23 protein-coding genes are annotated in these 23,177 nt (G+C 34.7%); 15 read left to right on the top strand and 8 right to left on the bottom strand.

What is annotated here, in order from left to right:
- Positions 1-58: 58 nt before the first annotated feature.
- Positions 59-349: a hypothetical protein gene (locus tag HUW50_RS03675; RefSeq protein WP_066340035.1), complete on the top strand. Its 291-nt coding sequence runs from the start codon at positions 59-61 to the stop codon at positions 347-349.
- Between the two features lie 48 nt (positions 350-397).
- On the opposite strand, the gene HUW50_RS03670 is transcribed toward HUW50_RS03675, so the two are convergent.
- On the bottom strand, positions 398-727 hold the full coding sequence (locus tag HUW50_RS03670; protein WP_066340033.1) for an MGMT family protein: 330 nt from the start codon (positions 725-727) through the stop codon (positions 398-400).
- Positions 728-992: 265 nt separating this feature from the next.
- On the opposite strand from HUW50_RS03670, the gene HUW50_RS03665 reads away from it, so the two are divergent.
- Positions 993-1,619 carry a metal-dependent hydrolase gene (locus HUW50_RS03665; protein ID WP_066340028.1) on the top strand — a complete coding sequence of 209 codons (627 nt, stop codon included), beginning with the start codon at positions 993-995 and terminating at the stop codon, positions 1,617-1,619.
- Positions 1,620-1,680: 61 nt separating this feature from the next.
- Here HUW50_RS03665 and HUW50_RS03660 read toward each other — a convergent pair whose 3' ends face one another.
- The gene (locus HUW50_RS03660) at positions 1,681-2,415 is read right to left on the bottom strand and encodes a LysM peptidoglycan-binding and 3D domain-containing protein (protein WP_066340024.1); all 735 of its coding nucleotides are present in this window, start codon (positions 2,413-2,415) and stop codon (positions 1,681-1,683) included.
- A gap of 624 nt (positions 2,416-3,039) precedes the next feature.
- On the opposite strand from HUW50_RS03660, the gene HUW50_RS03655 reads away from it, so the two are divergent.
- Positions 3,040-3,867, top strand: a complete 828-nt coding sequence (locus HUW50_RS03655; protein WP_066340017.1) for a glycerophosphodiester phosphodiesterase — start codon at positions 3,040-3,042, stop codon at positions 3,865-3,867.
- A 230-nt stretch (positions 3,868-4,097) separates the two neighbouring features.
- On the opposite strand, the gene HUW50_RS03650 is transcribed toward HUW50_RS03655, so the two are convergent.
- From HUW50_RS03650 to HUW50_RS03640, 3 genes are all read right to left on the bottom strand, one after another.
- Complete coding sequence (locus tag HUW50_RS03650) at positions 4,098-4,274, bottom strand: hypothetical protein (protein WP_157094526.1); 177 nt, start codon at positions 4,272-4,274, stop codon at positions 4,098-4,100.
- Positions 4,275-4,382: 108 nt separating this feature from the next.
- A complete protein-coding gene (locus tag HUW50_RS03645) occupies positions 4,383-4,652 on the bottom strand; it encodes a hypothetical protein (RefSeq protein WP_066340010.1) in 270 nt (89 codons plus the stop codon).
- Positions 4,653-4,729: 77 nt separating this feature from the next.
- Positions 4,730-5,317, bottom strand: coding sequence for an XRE family transcriptional regulator (locus tag HUW50_RS03640; protein ID WP_066340007.1), 588 nt, complete (start codon positions 5,315-5,317; stop codon positions 4,730-4,732).
- Positions 5,318-5,562: 245 nt separating this feature from the next.
- Here HUW50_RS03640 and HUW50_RS03635 point away from each other — a divergent pair, with 245 nt between their 5' ends.
- Positions 5,563-6,750: an aminotransferase-like domain-containing protein gene (locus tag HUW50_RS03635; RefSeq protein ID WP_066340003.1), complete on the top strand. Its 1,188-nt coding sequence runs from the start codon at positions 5,563-5,565 to the stop codon at positions 6,748-6,750.
- A 138-nt stretch (positions 6,751-6,888) separates the two neighbouring features.
- Here the strand turns inward: HUW50_RS03635 and HUW50_RS03630 are convergent, their stop codons facing one another.
- Both HUW50_RS03630 and HUW50_RS03625 read right to left on the bottom strand, forming a co-directional pair.
- On the bottom strand, positions 6,889-7,971 hold the full coding sequence (locus HUW50_RS03630; RefSeq protein ID WP_066340001.1) for a PQQ-dependent sugar dehydrogenase: 1,083 nt from the start codon (positions 7,969-7,971) through the stop codon (positions 6,889-6,891).
- Positions 7,972-8,086: 115 nt separating this feature from the next.
- The gene (locus HUW50_RS03625; protein ID WP_066339997.1) at positions 8,087-8,410 is read right to left on the bottom strand and encodes a hypothetical protein; all 324 of its coding nucleotides are present in this window, start codon (positions 8,408-8,410) and stop codon (positions 8,087-8,089) included.
- A gap of 307 nt (positions 8,411-8,717) precedes the next feature.
- Between HUW50_RS03625 and HUW50_RS03620 the strand changes: the two genes are divergently transcribed.
- From HUW50_RS03620 to HUW50_RS03595, 7 genes are all read left to right on the top strand, one after another.
- Positions 8,718-9,572 (top strand): GRP family sugar transporter, encoded by an 855-nt coding sequence (locus HUW50_RS03620; protein ID WP_066340394.1) that lies wholly within the window; start codon positions 8,718-8,720, stop codon positions 9,570-9,572.
- A 133-nt stretch (positions 9,573-9,705) separates the two neighbouring features.
- Positions 9,706-10,491 carry a glucose-1-dehydrogenase gene (locus tag HUW50_RS03615; RefSeq protein WP_066339994.1) on the top strand — a complete coding sequence of 262 codons (786 nt, stop codon included), beginning with the start codon at positions 9,706-9,708 and terminating at the stop codon, positions 10,489-10,491.
- Between the two features lie 363 nt (positions 10,492-10,854).
- Complete coding sequence (locus HUW50_RS26950; RefSeq protein ID WP_260445654.1) at positions 10,855-10,986, top strand: hypothetical protein; 132 nt, start codon at positions 10,855-10,857, stop codon at positions 10,984-10,986.
- A gap of 153 nt (positions 10,987-11,139) precedes the next feature.
- The gene (locus tag HUW50_RS03610; protein WP_066339991.1) at positions 11,140-12,108 is read left to right on the top strand and encodes a S8 family peptidase; all 969 of its coding nucleotides are present in this window, start codon (positions 11,140-11,142) and stop codon (positions 12,106-12,108) included.
- A gap of 222 nt (positions 12,109-12,330) precedes the next feature.
- Positions 12,331-12,918, top strand: coding sequence for a nitroreductase family protein (locus HUW50_RS03605; RefSeq protein ID WP_066339988.1), 588 nt, complete (start codon positions 12,331-12,333; stop codon positions 12,916-12,918).
- A 304-nt stretch (positions 12,919-13,222) separates the two neighbouring features.
- On the top strand, positions 13,223-14,170 hold the full coding sequence (gene trhO / locus HUW50_RS03600; protein WP_066339985.1) for an oxygen-dependent tRNA uridine(34) hydroxylase TrhO: 948 nt from the start codon (positions 13,223-13,225) through the stop codon (positions 14,168-14,170).
- Between the two features lie 463 nt (positions 14,171-14,633).
- Positions 14,634-16,904 (top strand): AraC family transcriptional regulator, encoded by a 2,271-nt coding sequence (locus HUW50_RS03595; RefSeq protein ID WP_066339983.1) that lies wholly within the window; start codon positions 14,634-14,636, stop codon positions 16,902-16,904.
- Positions 16,905-16,994: 90 nt separating this feature from the next.
- Here HUW50_RS03595 and HUW50_RS03590 read toward each other — a convergent pair whose 3' ends face one another.
- Positions 16,995-17,864: a carbohydrate ABC transporter permease gene (locus tag HUW50_RS03590; RefSeq protein WP_066339980.1), complete on the bottom strand. Its 870-nt coding sequence runs from the start codon at positions 17,862-17,864 to the stop codon at positions 16,995-16,997.
- A 411-nt stretch (positions 17,865-18,275) separates the two neighbouring features.
- Here HUW50_RS03590 and HUW50_RS03585 point away from each other — a divergent pair, with 411 nt between their 5' ends.
- The 4 genes from HUW50_RS03585 to HUW50_RS03570 all read left to right on the top strand — a co-directional run bounded on the left by HUW50_RS03585 (position 18,276) and on the right by HUW50_RS03570 (position 23,156).
- Complete coding sequence (locus HUW50_RS03585) at positions 18,276-19,196, top strand: ABC transporter permease (protein WP_232329105.1); 921 nt, start codon at positions 18,276-18,278, stop codon at positions 19,194-19,196.
- 49 nt (positions 19,197-19,245) lie between these two features.
- Positions 19,246-19,878, top strand: a complete 633-nt coding sequence (locus HUW50_RS03580) for a YesL family protein (RefSeq protein WP_066339972.1) — start codon at positions 19,246-19,248, stop codon at positions 19,876-19,878.
- 82 nt (positions 19,879-19,960) lie between these two features.
- Entirely contained in the window at positions 19,961-21,472 is a 1,512-nt protein-coding gene (locus tag HUW50_RS03575; RefSeq protein WP_066339969.1) for an extracellular solute-binding protein, read from the top strand.
- A gap of 112 nt (positions 21,473-21,584) precedes the next feature.
- Positions 21,585-23,156 (top strand): glycoside hydrolase family 43 protein, encoded by a 1,572-nt coding sequence (locus HUW50_RS03570; protein ID WP_185653701.1) that lies wholly within the window; start codon positions 21,585-21,587, stop codon positions 23,154-23,156.
- Positions 23,157-23,177: the final 21 nt, after the last annotated feature.

Here is a 23,177-nt window from a genome sequence, read left to right as displayed (position 1 = left end):
GTTTCCATACAGGGGATGATAAGCAAAGATTTATATTAATTAGGAAAGGGGAATGACCATGAATAAAAAATGGTATCTCATGATGACAAGTATTTTATTAGCTGCGATGGTGTCAGTAGGCTGTAACAATGCGGATCCGGATCCAGCACCTCCAGAAGATGACACCGGTGTTGAGGAAAATGGTGCAAACAATGACGCTAACGATATAATCGAAGGTGAAGAAAACGTACCTGGTGTAGATGAAAATGATACGATGAATAAAGATGACGAAAATGATGCGGATCCTGACCCTGAAGATCCAATTGAAGATGCGGAAGATATGGGTGACAATAATAATAAAGATGAATAGGTATATGAACGAGTCCTCACCTGAGGGCTTTTTCTTTTTTTTTATAGACTATAACAAAGTATCATCTACATCAACAGGATAAAATTGATATATTTTTAAATCAATCGTATTATCATTCTTTAAAATAATTCCTTCATCCTCTAGAAATTGTTTTTGAGTAATAAAAGAATCATTATCTCTAAAACCAATTTCCCCTTTTGCATTAATAACTCGATGCCATGGAAGTTGATGTTTAGCGCTCATGGAATGAAGGATTCGTACAACCTGCCGTGCCCCTCTTGGACTTCCTGCCAATCTTGCAATTTGTCCATATGTCATGACTTTTCCTGTTGGAATGTTTTTGATGATAGTGATTGCTCTTTCAGTAAAAGAAAGCATGATATCTACCTCTTTCATTAAGATAATAATTTATAATACTATTAATACGGTTTTAAGGACAGAGTAATTGGGAAAATCATATATAGTAGGAGAATTACTTTGTTTTGGCACTTTGTTTATTGGAGCTTAACGCCTGCAACGGAAATCTCCAACCAAGTTTAAAGAGCAAAAAGTTAAAAAAATTAAGAAAACACGTCCGATTTCCCACTAATTTTCATGTATACTAGTGTTTTGAGTCTAAATTACATAGAAATAGGTGGAGAAATTGAACGGAACTGCACATGCAACAATTGGGGCTGGAGTTGGTTTTATCGTTTCCCAGACAGTTCATGCTGATCCAACTACAACATTATTACTAGTAGGAATGGGTGGAGTATCAGGATTGATTCCAGACATTGACATTGATGGGAAATTAAGCAACAAAATTACGTTATCACACACATTAATTCGATCGGTTGCACAATTAATTGGTATTTTGATGATCATCTACATTTTACTTGAAGGAACTGGTACAGAGCAATGGATGGGGATTGGTGCAGGAGTCGCCATTATTGTTATTTCATCCTTTATAAAGCAACGGCATATGCTGACAATTACCGGTCTTGGAGTGCTCGCAGGAGGGGTTTCATTACAAGAACTCTGGTTAATCTTACTTGGGGTCTATATCATTATCGCTTCTTTTGTTCCACACCGAAGCTATACTCACTCACTATTAGGAATTGGTTATTTTGCCTTCATTGCATATTATTTAGAACAAGCTTTTTCAATCGAGGGGATCTTTCTTGCATGTTTGATCGGATATTGTAGTCATTTAGTTGCCGATATGAAGGTTTTACCTTTTAATAAGCGCGGCGTGAAATTTTTCTTGCCTTTTTCTTCGAAAGAATTTTGAGGCTTGGATTTAAATAGTGAACCCTTAGTTCCTAAAAAAGCAACTAAGGGTTTTGTCAAATTTAATCTAAAATTTTAACTTCAACTTCTTGTCTTCCCCATTTTTTTGCTTTTGATTCTGATGGAATAAATACATCAATTCTGTTACCAGTTATTGCCCCACCAATATCCCCAGCAATGGCTTCACCATAGCCTTCTACATGCACTTTAGAACCTAATGGGATTACATCTGGATCAACAGCAATTACCTTTTTATCTGGATTTGCTATTAAGTCAATACCTGTTTTCGTTGTACCAGAACAACCTTCACAGTTTGCTGTATAAGCTGTTGCCGTTACTGTTAACGTTTCTTCAACAGAAGGTTCGGTTGATTCTTTTGAATCAATTTCAACTTTTGACGCTACTTTTTGTTTTGGTGTAGCTTTTGTTTGTTCTACTTCCTCGGAGTTCACATCTTCAATGATCAGCTCGTCACCGGGGTGGATAATATGAGAGTCAATATCATTCAACTCTTTTAACTCATTAATAGAAACGTTATTTTCTTTAGCAATATCCCAAAGAGAATCGCCTTCTACAATTTCATAGTGCTCTTGAAGCTTTAATTTATCTTCAGGATGAATGATATCACCTGATAAGTCATTCCATTCTTTTATATCTTCAACTGACAAATCTTTTTGATCGGCTAGATCCCAAAGAGTGTCGCCTTCTTCTACCGTAACTACTGCTGCAGACGCGTTCGCTGCGAAGCCTACTGATAAAGCTGTAGCTGTTATGATTGATAAAATGCCTTTTTTCATGTTATTTCCTCCTTGTTAGCTTGCTTTGTGCTAATCAATGAGTCCTATCTTAACATGAAAAACAGTCTATTAAAGGTCAAGCAGTTAACAGTTCCTTTACGTTGTTACAGTTATGTAATAGAAAGGTTACAAACTTGACCATAAACGACCAGTAGTGCCAATTTTTGTTAATTTTAAACTATGGTATCCATTAAATGAAATTTTATCCTTTCTTAATATCCTACTTTTAAACATGTGATAGATTTGGTGAAACGGTATTTAGTCATATGTATGGAATGGACTAAGGGAGAACTGATTAAATAGTTATAGTAGAAAGTAGAAATGAAGCCTTTATTATTAGGATGATAAGACTTAAATTTAAAAACATAACCCAACTTTCGTACTAATTGCGATTTCTAACACTGAGTCTACTTCGGGCTTAGAAATCATTATTCACACTAGAAATAGAGAAGATTATTGTATTCAAGTAATTTTAAGTAGTAGGGTTGTAAATAGATTTAAGAAATTTAGCCTATTTTTCTTCACACAATCAATATTTAGTTGTAATCATAAATACATATTAGGTAAACATTTCTTATCTAAAATAAATTCAGTACTCATATTTTAGTTAGGAGATGACTTAAAATGAACAAAAAATTATTAATAGGAGCAGGTGTTGCATTCACCTTGCTATTTAGTCCACTGCATCAAACATTTGCAGCAGAATCAATAGGTGATCTAAGGAAGGTTGATAATGTAGCTCATCGTGGTGCAGCAGGATATGCACCAGAAAACACAATAGCTGCGTTTGATAAAGCAGTCGAGATGAAAGCGGATTACATCGAAATCGATGTTCAAAGAAGCAAGGATGGAGAATTAGTAATTATTCATGATACAAGCGTTAACAGAACAACAGACGGAACTGGGAAAGTTGGAGATTTAACGTTTACTGAACTTAGGAGCCTTGATGCAGGAAGCTGGAAAGGTGAACAATTTAAGGGAGAAAAAATACCAACCTTTGCTGAAATCCTTGATCGTTATCATGGTAAGGTTGGGATTTTAATCGAACTAAAAGCACCAGAGCTTTATCCAGGCATTGAAGAAAGTATTGCCCAGGAATTAACAGCTAGAAACCTAGATGTGCCGCAAAATGAAAAAATTATTATCCAATCATTTAACTTTGAATCTATGAAAATCATGAATGAATTACTTCCAAAAGTTCCAATCGGAGTTCTTACATCATCAAAATTACACACAACACCAGAAGCATTACAAGAGTTCTCAACGTATGCAGATTACTTTAATCCTAGCTATGGTATTGTAACAAAAGATTTAGTAGATCAAGTCCACTCAATTGGAATGAAAATTTCATCTTGGACAGTCCGAAGCCAAGAAGCGGCAGATTTCCTTTTAGAAATGGATGTTGATGCGATTATTACAGATTATCCTGATTATGTTGATCCTAGAAATTAATATATTTCAACGAACAAAAAAGCAGCATCTGCTGCTTTTTTGTTCTATCAGTTAAGAATATTTGTTTGATGTAAAAGATCATATAATGAATGGTATATGTCAATGCTTAAAATGAGGTACAATCAAATGATTTCTTTTAGATGGCAATTTAGAAGGTGAAAGAATTAGAAATACTTTATTTAAGGAGTTATAGATCCCTACCATACTTTTAAAATATTTTTGGTCATATTTTAATTATTCTTATTCAATTCATTTATATTTTTTAATTCCTCGTGATCTTTATCCCAGCCTACATGAACTTTTCCTATACCATTACAATTAGGACACTTCTTTTTAATAATAGAGAAGAAATGATCACGAATATGTCCTTCTCCTTTACAAGATCTGCAAATCTTAATAAATGACACAAAAAGCCACCCCCTTATATTGGATTCCAAACTACAAGATCTTTATGTTTAAAAAATAAATAGTTGGGTGATGGCAGTTATTTTCCGTAACATTTTTCTCACTATGACTTAATCTTTCAGCTGCACCAGATCTTGATTAGAAGCAACACGAAAAATCATTTCCAACGTTATCTCATCTTCTCTAATACCCTTAGCCTTACAAACACTATCTTGAAATGATTTATTATATTCAATCATCATTAATAAATCATTTATATCTGCAACCCCAAAAACCTCTTTTACGATATCTCCGTATTTCAGTTGTGAACCAGTCGCGAATTTAATGATGCCTGCCTCAGGATTTTCTAGATAGTAGATCGTTTCTACATTGAGTTCCAATAGTAACATCCTTTCAAACAAAGTATTTTAATTCATACTTAAACGGGTAGTAAGACCATATGGAATGAAGTCTCACTTTATTTTATATCTGGTCCAGACTGGATATGTGGGCTGGAATAATAAATAGCCATGTTTATTTCACTTACATCTTCAGTATGATTTTGATATACCTGATAAACATCAGAAGAGAAGGACATCGTGTCACCTTTATTTAAAGTAATAGCACTATCTTCCCCAATTTTAATGGACAAAATGCCGGAATGGACGGTTAACGATTTTAGTACTCCTATCCCTGAAGGGGCGGAGTGATGCATACATCCCGGCAATAATCGAATTCGAAAAATTTCTAATGGAATTCCAGGAGAAGCAAACGTATTATATGTTTCAAATAAATCGTTATCTTCTTTAAAGAATGGTTGTTCATCTTTCTTAATAATCTTTATAGAGGGATCTCTTATAAGAAAGGAAGCAAACGGTATCTGTAACCCAGAAGCTATTTTCCATAGGATTGCAACGGTTGGATTAGAACTTCCACGTTCAATTTGTCCGAGCATTGGTTTACTTACACCAGTTAGTTCTGCAAGATCATCCAAAGATAATTGGCGTTGCTGACGGTAAAAACGTAATCGCTGACCAATTTGATTAGATAGAAAGTTTTTATCCATAGAAGACTCCTAAAAATGTATGTTATATTGAGGTATTAAATATATTATAACATATTTTATCGAGAGTCATTTTCTGAATATTTTGTTTAAAGGCTTGAAAGGTAGGTATTGTGTGTTATATGATATAGAAATATTATTATAACATACGAAATGGGTACTGTTTTTACAAGATAGCTCCCATCAGTACGAGAGTAATTGTTTGAATATTTTTAATTTTACAACTCACAAAAAGGAAGGGACTTTTTATGAATTACTCATTTGCAGAACAAACAAAAAACTTTAAATCATCTGCTGTTAGAGATATTCTTGCTGTTATTCAACAAGGTAATGTTATTTCATTTGCAGGAGGATTACCTTCTGAAGAATCATTTCCTTTGAGGGAAGTTCAAATAGCCTATGAAAAAGTCTTTTCATCAGGAAAATCGTCTTTACAATATGGTCTAACCGAAGGATATAAGCCATTAAGAGAAGCGATAAAAACTAAAATGGAAGGAAAAGGGGTGGTAACACCTCTTGAAAACATGCTAATTACAACAGGTTCACAACAAGCAATTGATTTATTTTCAAGAGTCATTCTCTCGACTGGTGATGTTGTATTAACGGAAGATCCTACTTATTTATCAGCTTTACAGGTTTTTAGATCCTACGGGGCGAATGTAGTTGCGGTCAACAGTGACGAACACGGAATGGAGTTTGCGGATTTAGAAGCAAAAGTTAAGACTTATCAGCCAAAATTCATTTATATTATCCCTACTTTCTCAAATCCAGAAGGTAAGGCTTGGAGTATTGAACGTCGTCAACAACTTTTAGAGCTTTGCTATAAATATGATGTACTGGTCTTAGAAGACGATCCTTATGGTGATATTAAATTTCATGACGAGGAAGAATATCCAACAGTCGCATCATTTGATCACGGACAAAGCCATGTAGTGTATACGAGCACTTTCTCAAAGTCAGTTGTTCCGGCATTACGAACAGGCTGGGTAACAGGGCCTTCACCAATCATAAAAATGATGACACAGGCAAAGCAGATGGCTGATCTGCATTCAAGTTCGATTGATCAACAGGCACTTTATTTTTTGTTGCGTGACTTTAATCTTGAAGGACATATTCAACATTTGAGAAGTGAATATTATCATCGAATGACAATCATGAGAGACTATTTAAATAAGTTAGAGCCAGGGGTGTTTACTTGGAAAGAGCCAAAGGGTGGAATGTTCTTGTGGGTTGAAGGACAGGAGCATCTTAATACACCAACTTTGCTTAAGAGTGCGGTAGAAAAAGGTGTTGCCTTTGTTCCTGGAGCACCTTTTTATGTTGATAAACCAAAGTACAATACATTCCGCTTAAACTTTAGTCATTCCACACCTGAAAAAATTAAATTAGGAATGGACCGTTTAGTAGATGTCTTATTAAGTCCAATTACGATCTAAGTATAAAATACCTATACTTTCTTAATCATAAAAGGATGAACTAAAATTACAGTTCATCCTTTTATATCGCTTGTATGAGATAAGATAAGAAGATTTACCTTTCAAGAAAGTAATCAAAATTAGAACAGTTACTTACTATTAAAGACCGATCTTTAATAATTTATCATCATCTTTCTTCGGAGTACCTCTTCCATCTCGATTATTTGTTATCGTATATAATTGTGATTGTTCAATATAAACATCACGCATTCGACCACTATTTTCATGCAAGATATTCACAGATTTTGTTAATATATCAAAGCTTCGAATTTTTGAATCCCGCAGTGTAGCAATGTAGAGCTTCCCATTATGATAGCCAATTCCTGAAGGTGCCCACGTGTTTTCGCCAGTGTGATAAATAGGTTTTTCCATACCAGGTTCTTCTTCGTCTCCTTGTATAACAGGCCAGCCATAGTTTTGTCCTGGCTTTATAAGATTGATTTCATCATGTGCGCTCTGTCCATGCTCAGTACTATATAGAATTCCTTCATCATCCCATGCTAACCCTTGGGGATTTCGGTGACCGTATGAATAAACATAGGAATTTTCAAAAGGGTTGTCATTAGGTATGGTCCCATCTAGATTCATACGTAGGATTTTTCCTGCTAGACTTTTTTTGTCTTGTGACAAATCTGGATTCCCAGAATCTCCAGTTGTAACATAAAGCATTCCATCTGGTCCAATTCTCATTCTGCCCCCATTATGAATTCTACCACCCGGAATCCCTTCTAATAAGACCTTTGTTTCCGTCCACTTTTCTCCATCTTGTTGAAGAGCAATCACTCGATTTTTAGTTACCAGATCCTCTTTATATGTATAATAGGCAAAGGCCTGTCCAGAGGATTCAAAATCAGGAGCAAGCACTAAACCAAGCAAGCCTCCTTCACCCTCATGGAGAATATCTTTTGTAACCGATAATTCTTCCTTTTTTATTAGTCCTGTTTCAAGGTTAGTTTCAATTATTTTCCCCTCGCGCTGACTTATGAAAAATGTTCCATCTTTTTTTGTAATTGTCCAAGGTATGTGTAAGTTGGTTGCTAAAACTTCTACTGAAGAAGCAATGGTTTCTTCAGCCTCTAGTTTCACTTGTTTTTCAGAGTCATTCCTATTTTGTGTTTTATCCCCAAAAGAACATCCTGTAACGAACAACAAAAGCATAAGCGTTTTTATTCCTTTATACATAGTATGTCGCCTCCAATCTTTGGAAATTATTTGTAATAATAGTAACAATTTTTCCGAGAAGAATCAAAAAATGAGATAGCCGAGTGCACGAATACGTACACCGACTATCTCATACTTAAGAATCATTTTCGCCAGTCTCACTAACTTTCTCGATTTTATCAACAAACATTTGATATACTTTTCTTTTTTCATCTAATTCCTTTATGTACTGTTTAAGCTCTTCATATTTTTCTACAAAAGGAATTTGATAAGTTGTTTTAATACTATTAATTATTTCGTCATTGATTGTAGATTGAATGACTTGCTTGGTTATGCCAGATTTATATGAATAAAGTTGAAGATCACATTTGATCCTTTCGTATTCTTCATCGATTTCTATTTTTTGTGCTAGCATCTCTTCTTTCCATTCCAGTAAAGCATCCTTAACTACAGACTCCAACTTTACCCCTCCTAAGTAGCGATTAAATTAAATAATTCTTATGTATAGAGATTCGTTTTATGTATCTAATAAACTATTGATAAAAGTCTTCTTTTTTATGGGGGTAACTCCCCTTTAGAAAACACTTTGTATTTCAGAAAAAGCTTATTTATCAATGGTTAATTTTATTAGTTGAAAAGTTTAACTTTATTTAATATAGGGCAATGTTAGTAAAATAATTGATAAATTGTGTTATTTGGCATCATTCTGTACACATTAAAAGTATAAATTGAAAACAACCATTGCATATAGAAAGGAATTCATCATGATTGGTATACTACTGGCTTTAATACCAGCTTTAACATGGGGAAGTTTAGTCCTTGTTAGTGTGAAATTAGGGGGAAATGCATATAGTCAGACATTAGGAATTACAATTGGTTCTTTGTTATTTGCAATCGCTATGTTTTTCTATGCGGACCCAGAATTATCACCGATTGTTTGGTCGATTGGACTTGTTTCAGGTATATTCTGGACAATTGGACAATTAAATCAATTGGCAAGTGTTAAATTTATTGGAGTTTCAAAGACGGTGCCGATTTCAACAGGTATGCAATTAGTGGGCACTACGCTTTTTGGAGTTCTCCTGTTTCGGGAATGGGAAACGAAACTGACCGTTATTCTTGGTTCTATTTCAATTATCCTGATAATAATAGGTGTTGTTTTTACATCAACTGGACAAAAAGAGGATAAGAATGCGGGAAAAAGCTTAAAAAAAGGATTGTTTATCTTATTTATTTCATCACTAGGTTATATAGGATACGTCATTATTATTCGTTATTTTGAAATTGACGGATGGTCAGCAATTTTACCTCAAGCGCTAGGGATGGTGATTGGTGCGTCTGTATTAACCACAAGACATAAGCCTTTTAATAAATATGCACTGAAAAACATTGTGACAGGGTGTTTGTGGGCAGCTGGAAATCTAGGATTATTATTATCCATTCCTAGAGTTGGTGTAGCCACAAGTTTTTCACTCTCCCAAACAGGGATCATCATCTCTACTTTAGGTGGAATTTTTCTGTTAGGGGAAAAGAAAACTAAAAAGCAAATCATTTTTGTTGTTATAGGCTGTGTTCTGATTATCGCAGGTGGAGTTATTTTAGGTTATACAAAAAGCATATGATTTTATCTCTACTTAAAATGAGAAGTAGATATTCAATTAGAGGTGGGACGGAGTAATCTCTCCACAAATTTTTTATAAGAAAAGGATTATTCACGATGGCTAATTTAGTTCAAAACAATAGGAGGAGATCTCAATGTATCCAGATTTGAAAAATAAAGTAGCAGTTGTGACAGGGGCATCATCAGGGTTGGGAAAGGCAATCGCACAGCGGTTTGCAAAAGAAGGTATAAAAGTGGTTGTTAATTATTTAACGGAAGAAGATAAACCGGAAATAATGATTGAAGAGATTAAAGCCAAAGGTGGAGAAGCTTCTAAAATTCAAGGTGATGTTTCTCAAGAACACGATGTGAAAAAAATTATTGATTTTGCAATAGATACATATGGAACTTTAGATATTATGGTTAATAACGCAGGAATACAAGCGGAAATCCCCACAGAAGAGCTTTCCCTTGAAAGCTGGAATAAAGTTATTTCTACTAACTTGACAGGTTGTTTTTTAGGGAGCCGCGAAGCAATTAAATATATGTTGGATCATAAAATTAAAGGAACCGTAATCAATATGTCTTCAGTGCATCAGGAAATTCCATGGCCTCACTTTGCTCACTATGCAGCAAGTAAGGGTGGCATTAAACTATTAACTGAAACACTTGCTCTTGAATATGCCCCAAATGGAATACGAGTAAATAATATTGCGCCTGGTGCAATTGATACACCAATAAATGCTGAAAAATTTACTGACCCTGAGGCTAAAAAGGCAGTACTTGATTTAATACCAATGGGATACATAGGCAAACCTGAAGAGATTGCCGCATGTGTTGCATGGCTTGCCTCATCAGAAGCTAGTTATGTAACAGGAATGACGCTATTTGCGGATGGCGGTATGACACAATATCCAAGCTTTCAATCAGGTAAAGGTTAACTCAATATAGGATCATAATTTCCAAAATTAAAACAGTTTTTTACGAGACTAAATACTGTTCGCGTTTTCTTCAGATTATTCAATACCTATTACATTTCTCCCCCCATTTACCGACTAAGGAAAGCTTGCCTAGGGATTAAGTATGGCTTCACGAATCAATGAGAACATATTTTACAGTAGTATTGTAGGAAAATTCATAATATTAATGCTGGAGTGAATAGGACATGTTACAATGGTAATGACATATATTCCATAATTATCCTTATAGTACCCAAAGGATTTTTGTGCTTCATAAATTAAACTAGCCTTACCAGTCATCTGATTACTGTGTAGGGCTATTTTTGTAAAAAGGAGGTGGTAATTGTGTTGGAGTGGTTAGAGCTTCTCATCAAATTGTTAGTTGCTGCTGCCACGCTTTTCTCTTCCATCACACTTGGGTTAAAAAATATCGATGACTTAAAAAGAAAAACAAAAAAGAAAAGACGCTTCCCATAGAGGAAACGTCAATACAAAGTGCTTACGAATAAATTATAATACAAAACTTAACAAAAAATGAGTAAAAAATTAAAAAAATGCAAAATTTTATTATTGGTACTAAGGGATAAGTGGAATTATGTCGCCTTATACTTTTTTGGAGGAGGAATCACAATGAGTAAAGTAGGTCTGATCCCTTATACCATTCAAACAGTATTAAAAGACACAAAGGTTATTCCACCAGGTGTTGAACTCATTAATGCACCTTCCGCTTGGAAGCAAGGGTATTCTGGTGAAGGAATGGTCATTGCTGTACTTGATACAGGCTGTGATTCCACCCATTCTGAACTTAGAAATCAAATTATTGATGGTTACAATTTTACAACAGATGATAACGGAGATCCTAAGAATTTTGAGGATTATAACGGTCATGGCACACATGTATGTGGAACAATTTGTGCAGAAGAGAATGAAGAAGGTGTAATCGGCGTTGCACCAAAAGCAAAGGTTCTCGTCTTGAAAGTGTTAGCAGGTCAAGGATATGGAGAGACAAAATGGGTCACAGAAGGTGTCCGCTATGCAACAAAGTGGATTGGACCAGATGGTGAACGAGTACGAGTTATCTCTATGTCATTAGGAGGTAGTGAAGATAGCTCTGAGCTTCATAAGGCAATTCAAGAAGCGATCGATGAAAATATTCTTGTCGTTTGTGCTGCAGGTAATGAAGGCGATGGGAAAAACGAGACAGATGAATTTGCATATCCTGGTGCATATCCAGAAGTTGTACAAGTTGGATCAGTCAATCTACAGAAGGAAATATCAGAGTTTAGTAATACAAATAAAGTAATCGATCTCGTTGCCCCAGGAGAAGAAATCCTTTCAACCTATTTAAACAACGAATTTGCTGTATTATCAGGAACATCGATGGCAACACCACATGTTTCTGCAGCAGCAGTTCTCATTATTGAACAAGCTGAAAAAGAATTTGAGCGTCCACTAACAGAGGCTGAGATTTATGCCCAGCTTATTAAAAAAACCGATTCCCTGGAATATAGTAGACGCTTTCAAGGAAATGGAATACTAAATTTAGCATCGGGTTCAGTCACCCCATCTGAGAATCATCCTTTGACATCCACAAAATAACTTTAAGTAAAGTGGAACGATCCTCATCACCCTAAGGATTAATCACACTTTCCCTACACGGAAGGCACTAAATAGAACATTTATAACTAGTTTAACTACATTTATAAAAAAGAGAGGATAGGGGCGATTTATCGCTTTCCTATCCTTTTGCTGTCTTATAGAATACCATGGAGGTTGAATCATATGATTAACTTGAGTAAGTAAATTAGGAGTGTGATAAGCATGGATGTACTTACAGCGATAAAATCTAGAAGAAGTATAGGTGTTGTGAAACCTGATCCTGTTCCAACCGAACTTATCAATAAAATACTTGATGCTGGTACATGGGCGCCTGCTCATTATCGTACAGAGCCGTGGAGATATTTTGTTTTAACAGGTGATGCAAGGAATAGACTAGGAAAAACTCTTTCGTCAATTGCTAAAAAAACATTGGAAGATCCAAAAAGCGAAGAGAGTAGAAAAAGATTAGAACGAGAGGAACAAAAGCCGCTTAGAGCCCCTGTAATCATTGCAGTAGCTGTTGAACCAACAATTAATAAAAAAGTATTAGTTAAAGAAGAATATGCTGCTGTGAATGCCGCCATTCAAAATATGCTACTTGCCACACATGCTCTTGGTTTAGGAGCGATCTGGCGTACTGGAAATGTCTGTTATTCAAATGAAATAAAACAGTTATTCGGACTTTCTACTGAATCAGAGATGGTAGGTTTCATTTATATTGGCTATCCAAATATGAAGGAAATCCAGGGTAAAAGGAAGCACTTTTCCGAGGTAACTACGTGGTTTGACCGTGATGAAGGTTTTTCGTAATTCAATTTATACTATATTCTATATAACCTAAAACACGGTGAGAGGTTTATTTCACCGTGTTTTTTTCTTTTTTTAATAGATTAATTCCGTGAAATAGGATTTAATATGAAATGTAACCTGTATTGCAACACAGTTTTCTATATGTTGGATGAAAAAACCAGTGTAAAAAAGTTGCAATTCTATTCAAAGTTTGTTTTAATTAATTGTTCCTTTTTATACTTTTGTATGAAAAGATAATATAAAGCAAGTAAACATCTCAATACGTTTATATCTTGCAAATATAAATATAGTAGGTGAATGATAAATGGAAACGAAACAATATCGAGTTTTACTGTATTACCATTATGTAACAATTGATAACCCTGAAGAATACACTGCACAACATTTAGAATTTTGTAAAAGCATTGGATTAAAAGGTAGAGTTTTAATTGCACATGAAGGAATTAATGGTACTGTATCTGGAACAGTTGAGCAAACAGATCAATATATGGCCCATATGAAAGAGGATCCGCGCTTTAAAGATATGGTATATAAAATAGATGAAGAGGATGATCATGCATTCAAAAAAATGCATGTACGTCATAGACCAGAACTCGTTACGTTACGATTAGAGGATGATGTAAATCCCCTAGAGTTAACTGGTAAATATTATAGTCCAAAAGAATTCTATGAAGCGATGCAGCAGGAAGACACTGTTGTCATTGATGCAAGAAATGATTATGAATATGAGTTAGGACATTTCCGCAATGCGATTATGCCTGATATTAATACATTTAAAGAACTACCTGATTGGATACGTGAGAATCGTGAACAATTAGAAGGTAAAAAAATTCTTACTTATTGTACTGGTGGAGTTCGCTGTGAAAAATTCTCCGGGTGGTTACGTAAGGAAGGATTTGAAGATGTAGCACAATTACATGGTGGCATTGTAACTTACGGGAAAGATCCAGAGGTTCAAGGTGAGCTTTGGGATGGTCAATGCTATGTGTTTGACGAAAGAATCAAGGTCCCGGTTAATCGAGTAGCACCTGTAGTTGTAGGGAAAGATCATTTCACAAACGAACCTTGTGAACGCTATGTTAATTGTGCTAATCCCGAATGCAATAAACAAATTCTGTGTTCAGAAGAAAATGAACATAAATATTTACGTGCGTGTAGTGATGAATGTAGAGTTCATCCAAGAAACAGATATATTGTAGAACATGGTTTGACAGAAGAACAAGTAAAGGAAAGACTTGAAGTTTTGGTATAAGATTATTGATACTTTGCTCCACTTCGATCATTAGACACCTCTTGTTTTTATAATTGTATTTTACTTGAAAAGAGTCCTTATGGGCTCTTTTCCTTTTTCTTAAACTTGCACGTTATTAAGAATAATATTACAGCAACCTTGTCACAATCGAAAAAAGAGAATAATCATTTCGTAACATTATACTCATTTCTACGGTTTTTTAATGGAATGAGTAAGTTTCAGCTATTTAGATTCTAAGGATTGTAGGAGTTATGTTGTTATTCAATTAAGATACTCATTACATTAGTGGTATTTTTTCTATCCGGTGGATATTTTATTCTAAGAGAAAAAAATAAGGAAAGGAAACGTGGGAGTAAATTGTTAACGTTTTAGAAAAGCACTTGTTGACATGAAATTTACTAGAGTCTTATAATAGTAAAATATGTAAGCGCTTTTACGAGCGGGTGGGAGGTGTTGTATATCAATGAAACAAAAGCCAAAATATTTTTATCGTATCTTTTTACCTTTTGTCTTAGTAGGAACCCTTGTAATGATACTATTTAATGGCTTTGCCTATTTCTTCACAAAGGAGTCATTTGAAGAGAAGATCACTTTAGAAAAACAAGAAAATGTTGTGCAAACGATGAATACACTCGAACAAAAATTACAGGCGTTAGATTATACGTTTAATTCCTATGTTCATGATACTCCTTTTAAAAGCTATATTAGCCAGCCATTAACAGCGAAGAATTTTGATACATACCAAACAATTGATAAACAATTAAACTATATCTCTTCCTTTGGTCCGAGCCAAACGACAGTTGATTTAGTAAGTTTAAAGGGAAACTGGAAGATTAGTAAACATGGGTTACAACAATTAACTGAAACACAAAAAGAACAAATCACTTCTAAATACTTGTCCTTACCACATTCATCTACATGGTTAAAAGCGGATGATTCGAATAGTGAGATTCAGCTAGTTAAACAAACTCCTTTTTATCAAACAAATAAAAATGGTGTTCTCATAATTAACATTCCACTGAAATCATTAACAAATCTTATTTATAAACAATCTGAATCAAGTCCAATCTTTATTTATAGTCAAGATGGAACATTGCTTTATCAAAGTAATTCGAGTGAGGTAAAGGCGATTAATGAAAAAACAATAGCGAGCTTAATTAACGGTAATCACAACCAGACAGGTGTACTGAATGTAGATACTAACGGAGAAAATAAATATAAAGTAGCTTACTCAAAGTCAGGATATAATGGCTGGATTTATCTCTCAAAAATAAAAGATTCAGAGTTTTCCCAGGCAATGAAGCCTACTATAATTGGTACGATTTTAATGAGTATCTTTATGTTAACGGTAACTGTCATTATTGCCTATGTAAGTTCGGAATATTTTTCTAAACCAATTAGAGATCTACAAAAATTTATTCCGAAAATCCAAAAGAACGGTTATAAGGATGAATTTGAATTAATTGGCAAGTCAATTAGAGAAGTGCTCGATAAAAATCAATCACTTGAACACGTTGTCACAAATCAACATGAACAATTAAAGACATTATTTATGTTAAATCTTTTTCACGGACGTATGAGCGAAACAGAAATTCAAGAAGAATTAAGGGATTTTGACTATCCTGATAAATGGAGTTACTTATATGTATTAGCAATTCAATTCGATAGTTTAGAAAATAGTGACTACACTAGGAAAGATAAGGATGTGCTTTTGTTTTCCATTAACCAGATTGTATCAGAAATTATTCGTGAAGATGAGCAACTTACTCCAACAGTTATTGATTCAAAAACGCAAGCAACGATTTTTATATGCGAGAATAAAGATTGCGATCATCATGTTTTAATCATAAATCAATACGCAGAAAAAATTCAGAGGACGGTTAAGGAAATTTTTAATTTATCGATAAGCATTGGGGTAAGTAGCCCTTTTGAAAAACTGACTGAGAGTAAACAAGCTCTTGCACAAGGTATTGAATCGTTAAAATTCCGTCTAAAGGTCGGAAAAGAATCGATCATTTTTTATGAAAGTGTTTCAACTATTTTTAATAATAATCAAATAAAAACGTACTTTCCTAAAATATTGGAGAATCAATTGTTTGATGCCATAAAGTTGGGGGAAAGCAAGAAAGCTAAGGAGTCATTGCATCAATTACTTGCTGATTTGTTTAAAAATAATACAAATCCTCATGAGCTAGAAGTTAATATTATGCGGTTTTTAAATGACTTAATTAGTTTAATGCAGGTAATGGGGATGGATACATTAATTATCGAAGATCATAAAACATTGTACAATGCTATTTCGGAGATGAAGACGTCTGAAGAAATCGAGATGTTTGTAAAAAACAAAATCGTATATCCAATGATTGATGCCATTTCTGAACGAACAGACTCACAAAATAAATCAATATCTGAAAAAATCATACACATTATACAAAATGAATATGATACCGAAATATCTCTTGAAATCATTGCATCTCGCCTTCATTACAATAAAAATTATTTAAGTAGTATTTTTAAAAAGGAATTTAAACAATCATTTAGTGAATATCTCGCCCTTTATCGCTATGATATGGCAAAAATATGGCTAAAGGAAACAAATATGTCAGTGAGAGAAATATCCGAAAAGCTACAATATAAAAATTCACAGAACTTTATACGCTACTTCCGTAAAATTGAAGGTACGACTCCTGGAAAATACCGGGATCTACATCGTGATGAGTCATTCTCTGTCTAATAGAAAAAGGTTGAGTAGGATACCTGATTTGGTTTCCTACTCAACCTTTTTTATTTTTAAAACTCATAAGTAATTCGTATTAGTTTATAACTACGCTTTCACAGAGCCGACAAAAGCACCCTTTACAAAGTATTTCTGCAGGAATGGATATACAATTAGCATCGGTACTGTTGCAACAGCGATAACGGCCATTTTAATTGTCTGTGCAGGAGGGACGACATCAACTGAAGTAGCATCTGCCTGCATACCACTTGATACGATAACAATCTGGCGTAGTAATACTTGGATTGGCCATTTACCTGAATCATTAAGATAAAGAATAGCATTCATATACTCATTCCAGTACGAAACTGCGTAGAATAATGAAATTGTTGCAATAGAAGGAAGTGATAACGGAAGAATAATCTTAAAAAATATCAAGATATCATTGTATCCATCTACCTTTGCTGATTCTTCTAAGCTATCAGGAATGGCTTGGAAAAAGTTTCTCATAATAATTAAGTTAAATGCATTAATCGCAACGGGAAGAATTAACGCCCAGTAAGAATCAATTAAACCCATATTTCTTACCACTAAGTATGTCGGAATCATCCCGCCGCTAAAGAGCATTGTAAATACAATAACAAAGTTGATTGCTTTTCTACCATATAAATACCTTCTAGATAAGGAATAAGCCATGAACGCAGTTAAAATCATACTTACTAGTGTCCCAACACCTGTAATCCCAATTGAAACAGCAAAGCTTTTAAAGATAGTTGGTGTAGAAAAAATATATTCATATGCCTCTAATGTAAAGGTCGTTGGAAACAGAATAAATGTTTTTTCGACTACCTCTTGTGTTGTTGCGAATGAACTGGCAATGACGTTTACAAATGGGATGAAACAAGCTAAAGCAATGAGTAGTAAGATCGTATAGTTGAAGAAGTTAAAAATGCGATTACCTAATGATTTTTCATACATCTGAATGATCCCTCCATGTAATATTAATGTTTTATATTGGTACAGCCTTATGACATCAATATATCAATGAAAAACAAGGTACGTCTATAATCATTTCTACATGAACTATGATCTCAGCAATGTAGATCAAATTAAGGGGAAAGCGTTATCAATACAACGGGTTGCTAATGCAATAATCATGAATAGATAAAAGTAATCATTACATCAGGCTACGTAAAGTAAGCGTTTTCTACCAGTCGTTAAAGGGGGTTCTTACAGAATGATTGTAGACGTAATGCTAGCACATATCTTACCTTTAAGAAGTACAAAACATCCGTGAAAGAAAAATTGAAGGAGGCATTCGTTGTGAGAGATTCCATTATTCCAATTAAAGATCAGCATGGAGTTCCGCCAGTTCTCGATAAGAAAACAATTAAACAACAGACTAGAAGGAAAAACATCGCAAGTATTGGCAGGAACAAATATTTATATTTAATGATATTACCAGGACTCTTGTATTTTATTATTTTTAAGTATATTCCAATGGGAGGTCTAATCATTGCGTTTCAAGATTATCAACCTTTTTTAGGAATACTAGGGAGTCCATGGGCAGGGTTTAAACATTTTATCAGATTGTTTACAGAACCAACCTTTTTTATGTTATTAACAAACACACTATTTTTATTTGCGTTAAATCTTTTTATCTTCTTCCCAATTCCAATTATTCTTGCTTTGATGTTAAATGAAGTAAGGGTGAAAATGTTTAAAAGTACTGTACAAACAGTCATCTACATTCCACATTTCATGTCATGGGTAATCATTGTATCGATTTCTTATGTTTTCTTAACAGTAGATGGCGGTGTAATTAATGAGTTGATTGCAAAAGCTGGGGGAGAAAAGATCAATTTTCTAACAGATGGTGCCTGGACTCGTGGAATTTATATTCTTCAAATTATATGGAAGGAAATGGGTTGGTCAACAATCATATATTTAGCAGCAGTCACAGCAGTAGATCCACAATTATATGAAGCTGCAAAAATGGATGGTGCTAATCGCCTACGTCAAATCTGGCATGTGACATTACCAGCAATCCGTCCAGTAATCATTATCCTGTTAATCTTAAAAATTGGCCAAACCTTAGACTTAGGTTTTGAACATGTTTATCTTCTATTAAATTCTTTGAATCGTGAAGCAGTAGAAATTTTTGATACGTATGTGTATACAGCAGGGCTTAAAAATGGACAATTGAGTTATAGTACTGCAGTAGGATTATTTAAAGGTTTGGTTGGATTAGTCCTAGTTATAGGTGCGAATAAGTTAGCGAAGAAGTTTGGTGAGGATGGCTTGTATTAATGGCTAAATTGTTAGCGTTATCAAAAGTGGTGAGAGGAGGCTGACTGAAATGGGGAAAATGGCTGAACGTTTGAATGATATGTGTATACGAATTTTACAGCTTGTTTATATCAATCTGTTATGGGTTGTATTCACTCTGTTAGGCTTGGTTTTAGTAGGAATAGGTCCTGCTACGTTAGCCATGTTTACTGTGCTGAGGCAATGGATTAGAGGTAATACAGATATTCCGATCTTTCCAACATTCTGGGATACGTATCGTAAAGGTTTTAAAGAAGGAGCAGTTATCGGTGTTTTTTATATAATAGTTGGCTGGATTCTATATATTGATCTTTTATACGTTCAGTCTTTCTTCTTACGGGCTTTACTTTTTGTCGTAAGTTTTGCTTATATTGTTTCACTTTGTTATATTTTCCCAATCATTGCTCATTATGATTGGAAGAGCATTGTGCTCAAAGTGAAGTGCTCTGTTGTATTTGGAATTTCCTATTTACAATACACATTGCTGTTATTGATTGTATTAGCTTTAGTTTACTTTATTCTCTTCATGTACCCAGGAGTGTTAACGTTCTTTGGTATAAGTATTGGGTGTTACATTATTATGTGGCTAACCAATCAAGTGTTTACGAGAATTGAATTGCAGGCAGGAGTTCAAGAAGGGAAGAGTAGGTTAGAGTCCAAATAAGGAGGTGATAAATTAACAATTGCTTCAATTTCATATTAAAGTAGATTACTAATATAAACTAATAAAAGGGGATGGAATAGGTATGAAAAAGAAATTTGCAAAAGTATTAGCAGTTAATGTGTTAGTTGCCTCACAACTTCTACTTGCAGCATGTTCTAGTGATAGCGAAAAAGCAAGTGGAGAAGCTACAAAATTCGATCCAGAATCACATGTGGATGTGAATTGGACAGCAATCTTACATACTGCGTCACCACCTACAGATGTTGTCCTTAAAAAGATTGAGGAAGCAACAAACTCTACAATCAATTTTAATTGGGTTCCAGATGCTTCGAAGGATGAAAGAATCACAGCAGCACTTGCTTCAGGCGAATTGTCAGACATTGTTTCACTGACGATGCTTACGAATTCCTCTGTTAGACAATCTTTAAAATCGGGGATGTTTTGGGATGTAAGTGAGTACTTAGATGATTACGATAATTTAAAGTTAATCTCTGAAGATATCCGTACAGCTGCGTCAATTGATGGCAAATTATACGGAGTTCCATTTCAAAAGGACTTGGCTAGATCAGGTCTTATCCTTCGCAAGGATTGGTTAGATAATTTAGGATTAAAGACTCCAACAACATTAGATGAATTGTATGAGGTTGCCAAAGCATTTACAGAAGATGATCCAGATGGCAATGGAAAAGATGATACAACAGGATTTGGCGACAGAAGTGAATTACGATACGGCAGCTTTAAAACATTAAGTTCATATTTTGGCACTCCAAACGGATGGGCTGTAGATGAAAGTGGAAAGTTTATTCCTGAATTTGAAACACAAGCATACAAGGATACAATGAATTATTCTAGAAAATTATTCGAAAATGGCTATATAGCGAAAGATTTTGCTGTTACTGCTAAAACAGACCAACAACAAAAGTTTGCTCAAGGGAAAACTGGTATCTATACAGGGATGGTCGATATTAAAAACTTAAAAGTTATGGCTGAGGGCATCCAGGATGAAATGGAACTCATTCCAGTTAACAAAATCGCTGGTCCTGATGGTGAACACCATATTTGGTCAGAAAATAGTGGTGTAGGTGGATTAATGGCATTCCCTAAATCTGAAGTGAAAAATGAGGAAGAATTAAAACGTCTCCTTCAATTTATTAATGACCTAATTGATAAAGAAGTGTTCATGCTTATGACAGGTGGAATTGAAGGTACACATTATGAATTAGATGAAAATGGAGCATTTACTGTATTAGACAATGCATTATGGCAGAAGGATACACAACCATTTTCAAGTTCAAGACCAAGTGAAATTACACATAATTTAATTGATGCAGATCCTTCCAAACAATTAGCAAATGAATTAATAAAAGAGAATGCAGAATTTGCTGTACTCAATCCAACTGTCCCGCTTGACTCTGCAACTGCAAACGAAAGGGGAACAGAGTTAGAAAAGATTATTATTGATGCGACATTCAAATATATTATGGGAGAAATTGATGAAAAAGCCTTCGATGCAGAAGTTGAAAAGTGGAGAAAATCTGGTGGAGATGATATGGCAAAAGAATATGAAGAAGCTTACAAGAAGTCTCAGAAATAAGTAAGTAATAGATTAATAGGAAGTCCTTTCTTTTTACATCTTATCTCCTAAGAATTAAGAAGGAAGGGCTTTTTCTTAAAGTAAAGATTATTAAACCAAAAGGAGCTTATTCATGGAAATTAGTTCTTACATTAAAAACCCAATCCTAACCGGATTTAACCCAGACCCTTGTATAGTACGTGCGAACGATGATTATTATATCGTTACCTCAACCTTTGAATGGTATCCTGGAGTCCCGGTCTATCATTCAAAGGATTTACAAAATTGGCAACATATAACGAATATCTTAACAGATCATACTAACTTTGCAGGAAACCCAGATTCTTGTAGTGTTTGGGCGCCTGCTATCAGTTACTATGAAGGAATTTTTTATCTCGTATATACAGATGTGAAAAGAAGTAAATATCCATTTAAAGACGCACATAATTACCTCATAACAGCAACTGATATTATGGGGCCATGGTCTGAACCAACCTTCTTAAACAGTGGGAATTTTGATCCATCACTATTTCATGATGAAGATGGACGAAAATGGTTTTTAAATGTTCATTGGGATTATCGAATAGAAGGGAGAAATAAATCTTCAGGTATTGTTATGCAGGAATACTCCACAGATAAGAAACGGCTAATTGGACCAATCTATAAAATTTTTGATGGAACAGAGCTAAGAAAAACAGAAGCCCCTCATATTTATAAACAAAATGGCTACTATTACTTGATAACAGCAGAGGGGGGAACAGGTAAAACGCATGCAGTCACTGTCGCAAGAGCAAAAGACATAACAGGACCATATGAAGTAGATCCACAAAATCCGATGTTAACGTCAGCACATGACGAAAACTTGACCTTACAAAAGGCCGGTCATGGCAGTCTTGTTTGTACGCAATCAGATGAGTGGTTTATGGCTCACCTATGCAGTCGTCCTGTGAATGGAAAGTATTCGATCCTAGGCCGTGAAACCGCTCTTCAGCGTGTTGAATGGACAGCGGATGGCTGGCTTCGACTAGAATGTGGAGGTCACGAAGCACAAGTGGAAGTGAAAGCTCCAAAGCTGCCTCTACATCCGTTCCAATCAGATGAAAATGAACATGATGATTTTAACTGTGAAACGCTACATAAAACATGGAATACACTTCGCATTGCACCAAACGAATCGTGGTGTTCATTATCAGAACGTAAGGGGCACTTACGTATCAAGGGTGGAGAATCTTTGCATTCTTTACACGATCAACACTTAATAGCAAGAAGACAACAGCACTTTGAATGTGATGTAGAGACAACAATTGAATTTGAGCCCGAAACCTTTTTACAAATGGCAGGTCTAGTTCTTTATTACAACACAGATAATTACGTATACTTCTATATTTCACACGATGAAGAAAAGGGAAAATGTCTCAATATCATGAGAAGTGTATGGGGTGAGTATGAGCATGTGAATATGTGTATTTCAATTAGTGGAACAGAAGTATGTAAGTTAAAGGCAAAAATTAAGGATGAAACAGTACAGTTCTCATACGCCTGTGATAATGATGATTGGGCAGAAATCGAAACGCCAATTAGTATAGCCCACCTTTCCGATGAAGGAAACGGGTTCACAGGAAACTTTGTTGGGATATGTGTTCAAGATCTACAAGGTACGAAAAAACACGCTGACTTTGATTGTTTTAATTACACTGCAAAATAAACGCGAGAAAGGGTGATAGAA

Origin of the sequence: Metabacillus sp. KUDC1714 (assembly GCF_014217835.1) — a bacterium.
GTDB classification, from domain to species: domain Bacteria; phylum Bacillota; class Bacilli; order Bacillales; family Bacillaceae; genus Metabacillus; species Metabacillus rhizosphaerae.
Note: the sequence above shows the minus strand (reverse complement) of the source record. Positions and strands in the feature narration are given on the sequence as shown.

Bases quoted from the DNA above. Each gene is read 5' to 3' on its own strand.
- HUW50_RS03675 (WP_066340035.1), top strand. From the start codon at position 59: ATGAATAAAAAATGGTATCTCATGATGACAAGTATTTTATTAGCTGCG.
- HUW50_RS03670 (WP_066340033.1), bottom strand. From the start codon at position 727: ATGCTTTCTTTTACTGAAAGAGCAATCACTATCATCAAAAACATTCCA.
- HUW50_RS03660 (WP_066340024.1), bottom strand. From the start codon at position 2,415: ATGAAAAAAGGCATTTTATCAATCATAACAGCTACAGCTTTATCAGTA.
- HUW50_RS03655 (WP_066340017.1), top strand. From the start codon at position 3,040: ATGAACAAAAAATTATTAATAGGAGCAGGTGTTGCATTCACCTTGCTA.
- HUW50_RS03640 (WP_066340007.1), bottom strand. From the start codon at position 5,317: ATGGATAAAAACTTTCTATCTAATCAAATTGGTCAGCGATTACGTTTT.
- HUW50_RS03635 (WP_066340003.1), top strand. From the start codon at position 5,563: ATGAATTACTCATTTGCAGAACAAACAAAAAACTTTAAATCATCTGCT.
- HUW50_RS03630 (WP_066340001.1), bottom strand. From the start codon at position 7,971: ATGTATAAAGGAATAAAAACGCTTATGCTTTTGTTGTTCGTTACAGGA.
- HUW50_RS03615 (WP_066339994.1), top strand. From the start codon at position 9,706: ATGTATCCAGATTTGAAAAATAAAGTAGCAGTTGTGACAGGGGCATCA.
- HUW50_RS03610 (WP_066339991.1), top strand. From the start codon at position 11,140: ATGAGTAAAGTAGGTCTGATCCCTTATACCATTCAAACAGTATTAAAA.
- HUW50_RS03605 (WP_066339988.1), top strand. From the start codon at position 12,331: ATGGATGTACTTACAGCGATAAAATCTAGAAGAAGTATAGGTGTTGTG.
- trhO (WP_066339985.1), top strand. From the start codon at position 13,223: ATGGAAACGAAACAATATCGAGTTTTACTGTATTACCATTATGTAACA.
- HUW50_RS03595 (WP_066339983.1), top strand. From the start codon at position 14,634: ATGAAACAAAAGCCAAAATATTTTTATCGTATCTTTTTACCTTTTGTC.
- HUW50_RS03590 (WP_066339980.1), bottom strand. From the start codon at position 17,864: ATGTATGAAAAATCATTAGGTAATCGCATTTTTAACTTCTTCAACTAT.
- HUW50_RS03580 (WP_066339972.1), top strand. From the start codon at position 19,246: ATGGGGAAAATGGCTGAACGTTTGAATGATATGTGTATACGAATTTTA.
- HUW50_RS03575 (WP_066339969.1), top strand. From the start codon at position 19,961: ATGAAAAAGAAATTTGCAAAAGTATTAGCAGTTAATGTGTTAGTTGCC.
- HUW50_RS03570 (WP_185653701.1), top strand. From the start codon at position 21,585: ATGGAAATTAGTTCTTACATTAAAAACCCAATCCTAACCGGATTTAAC.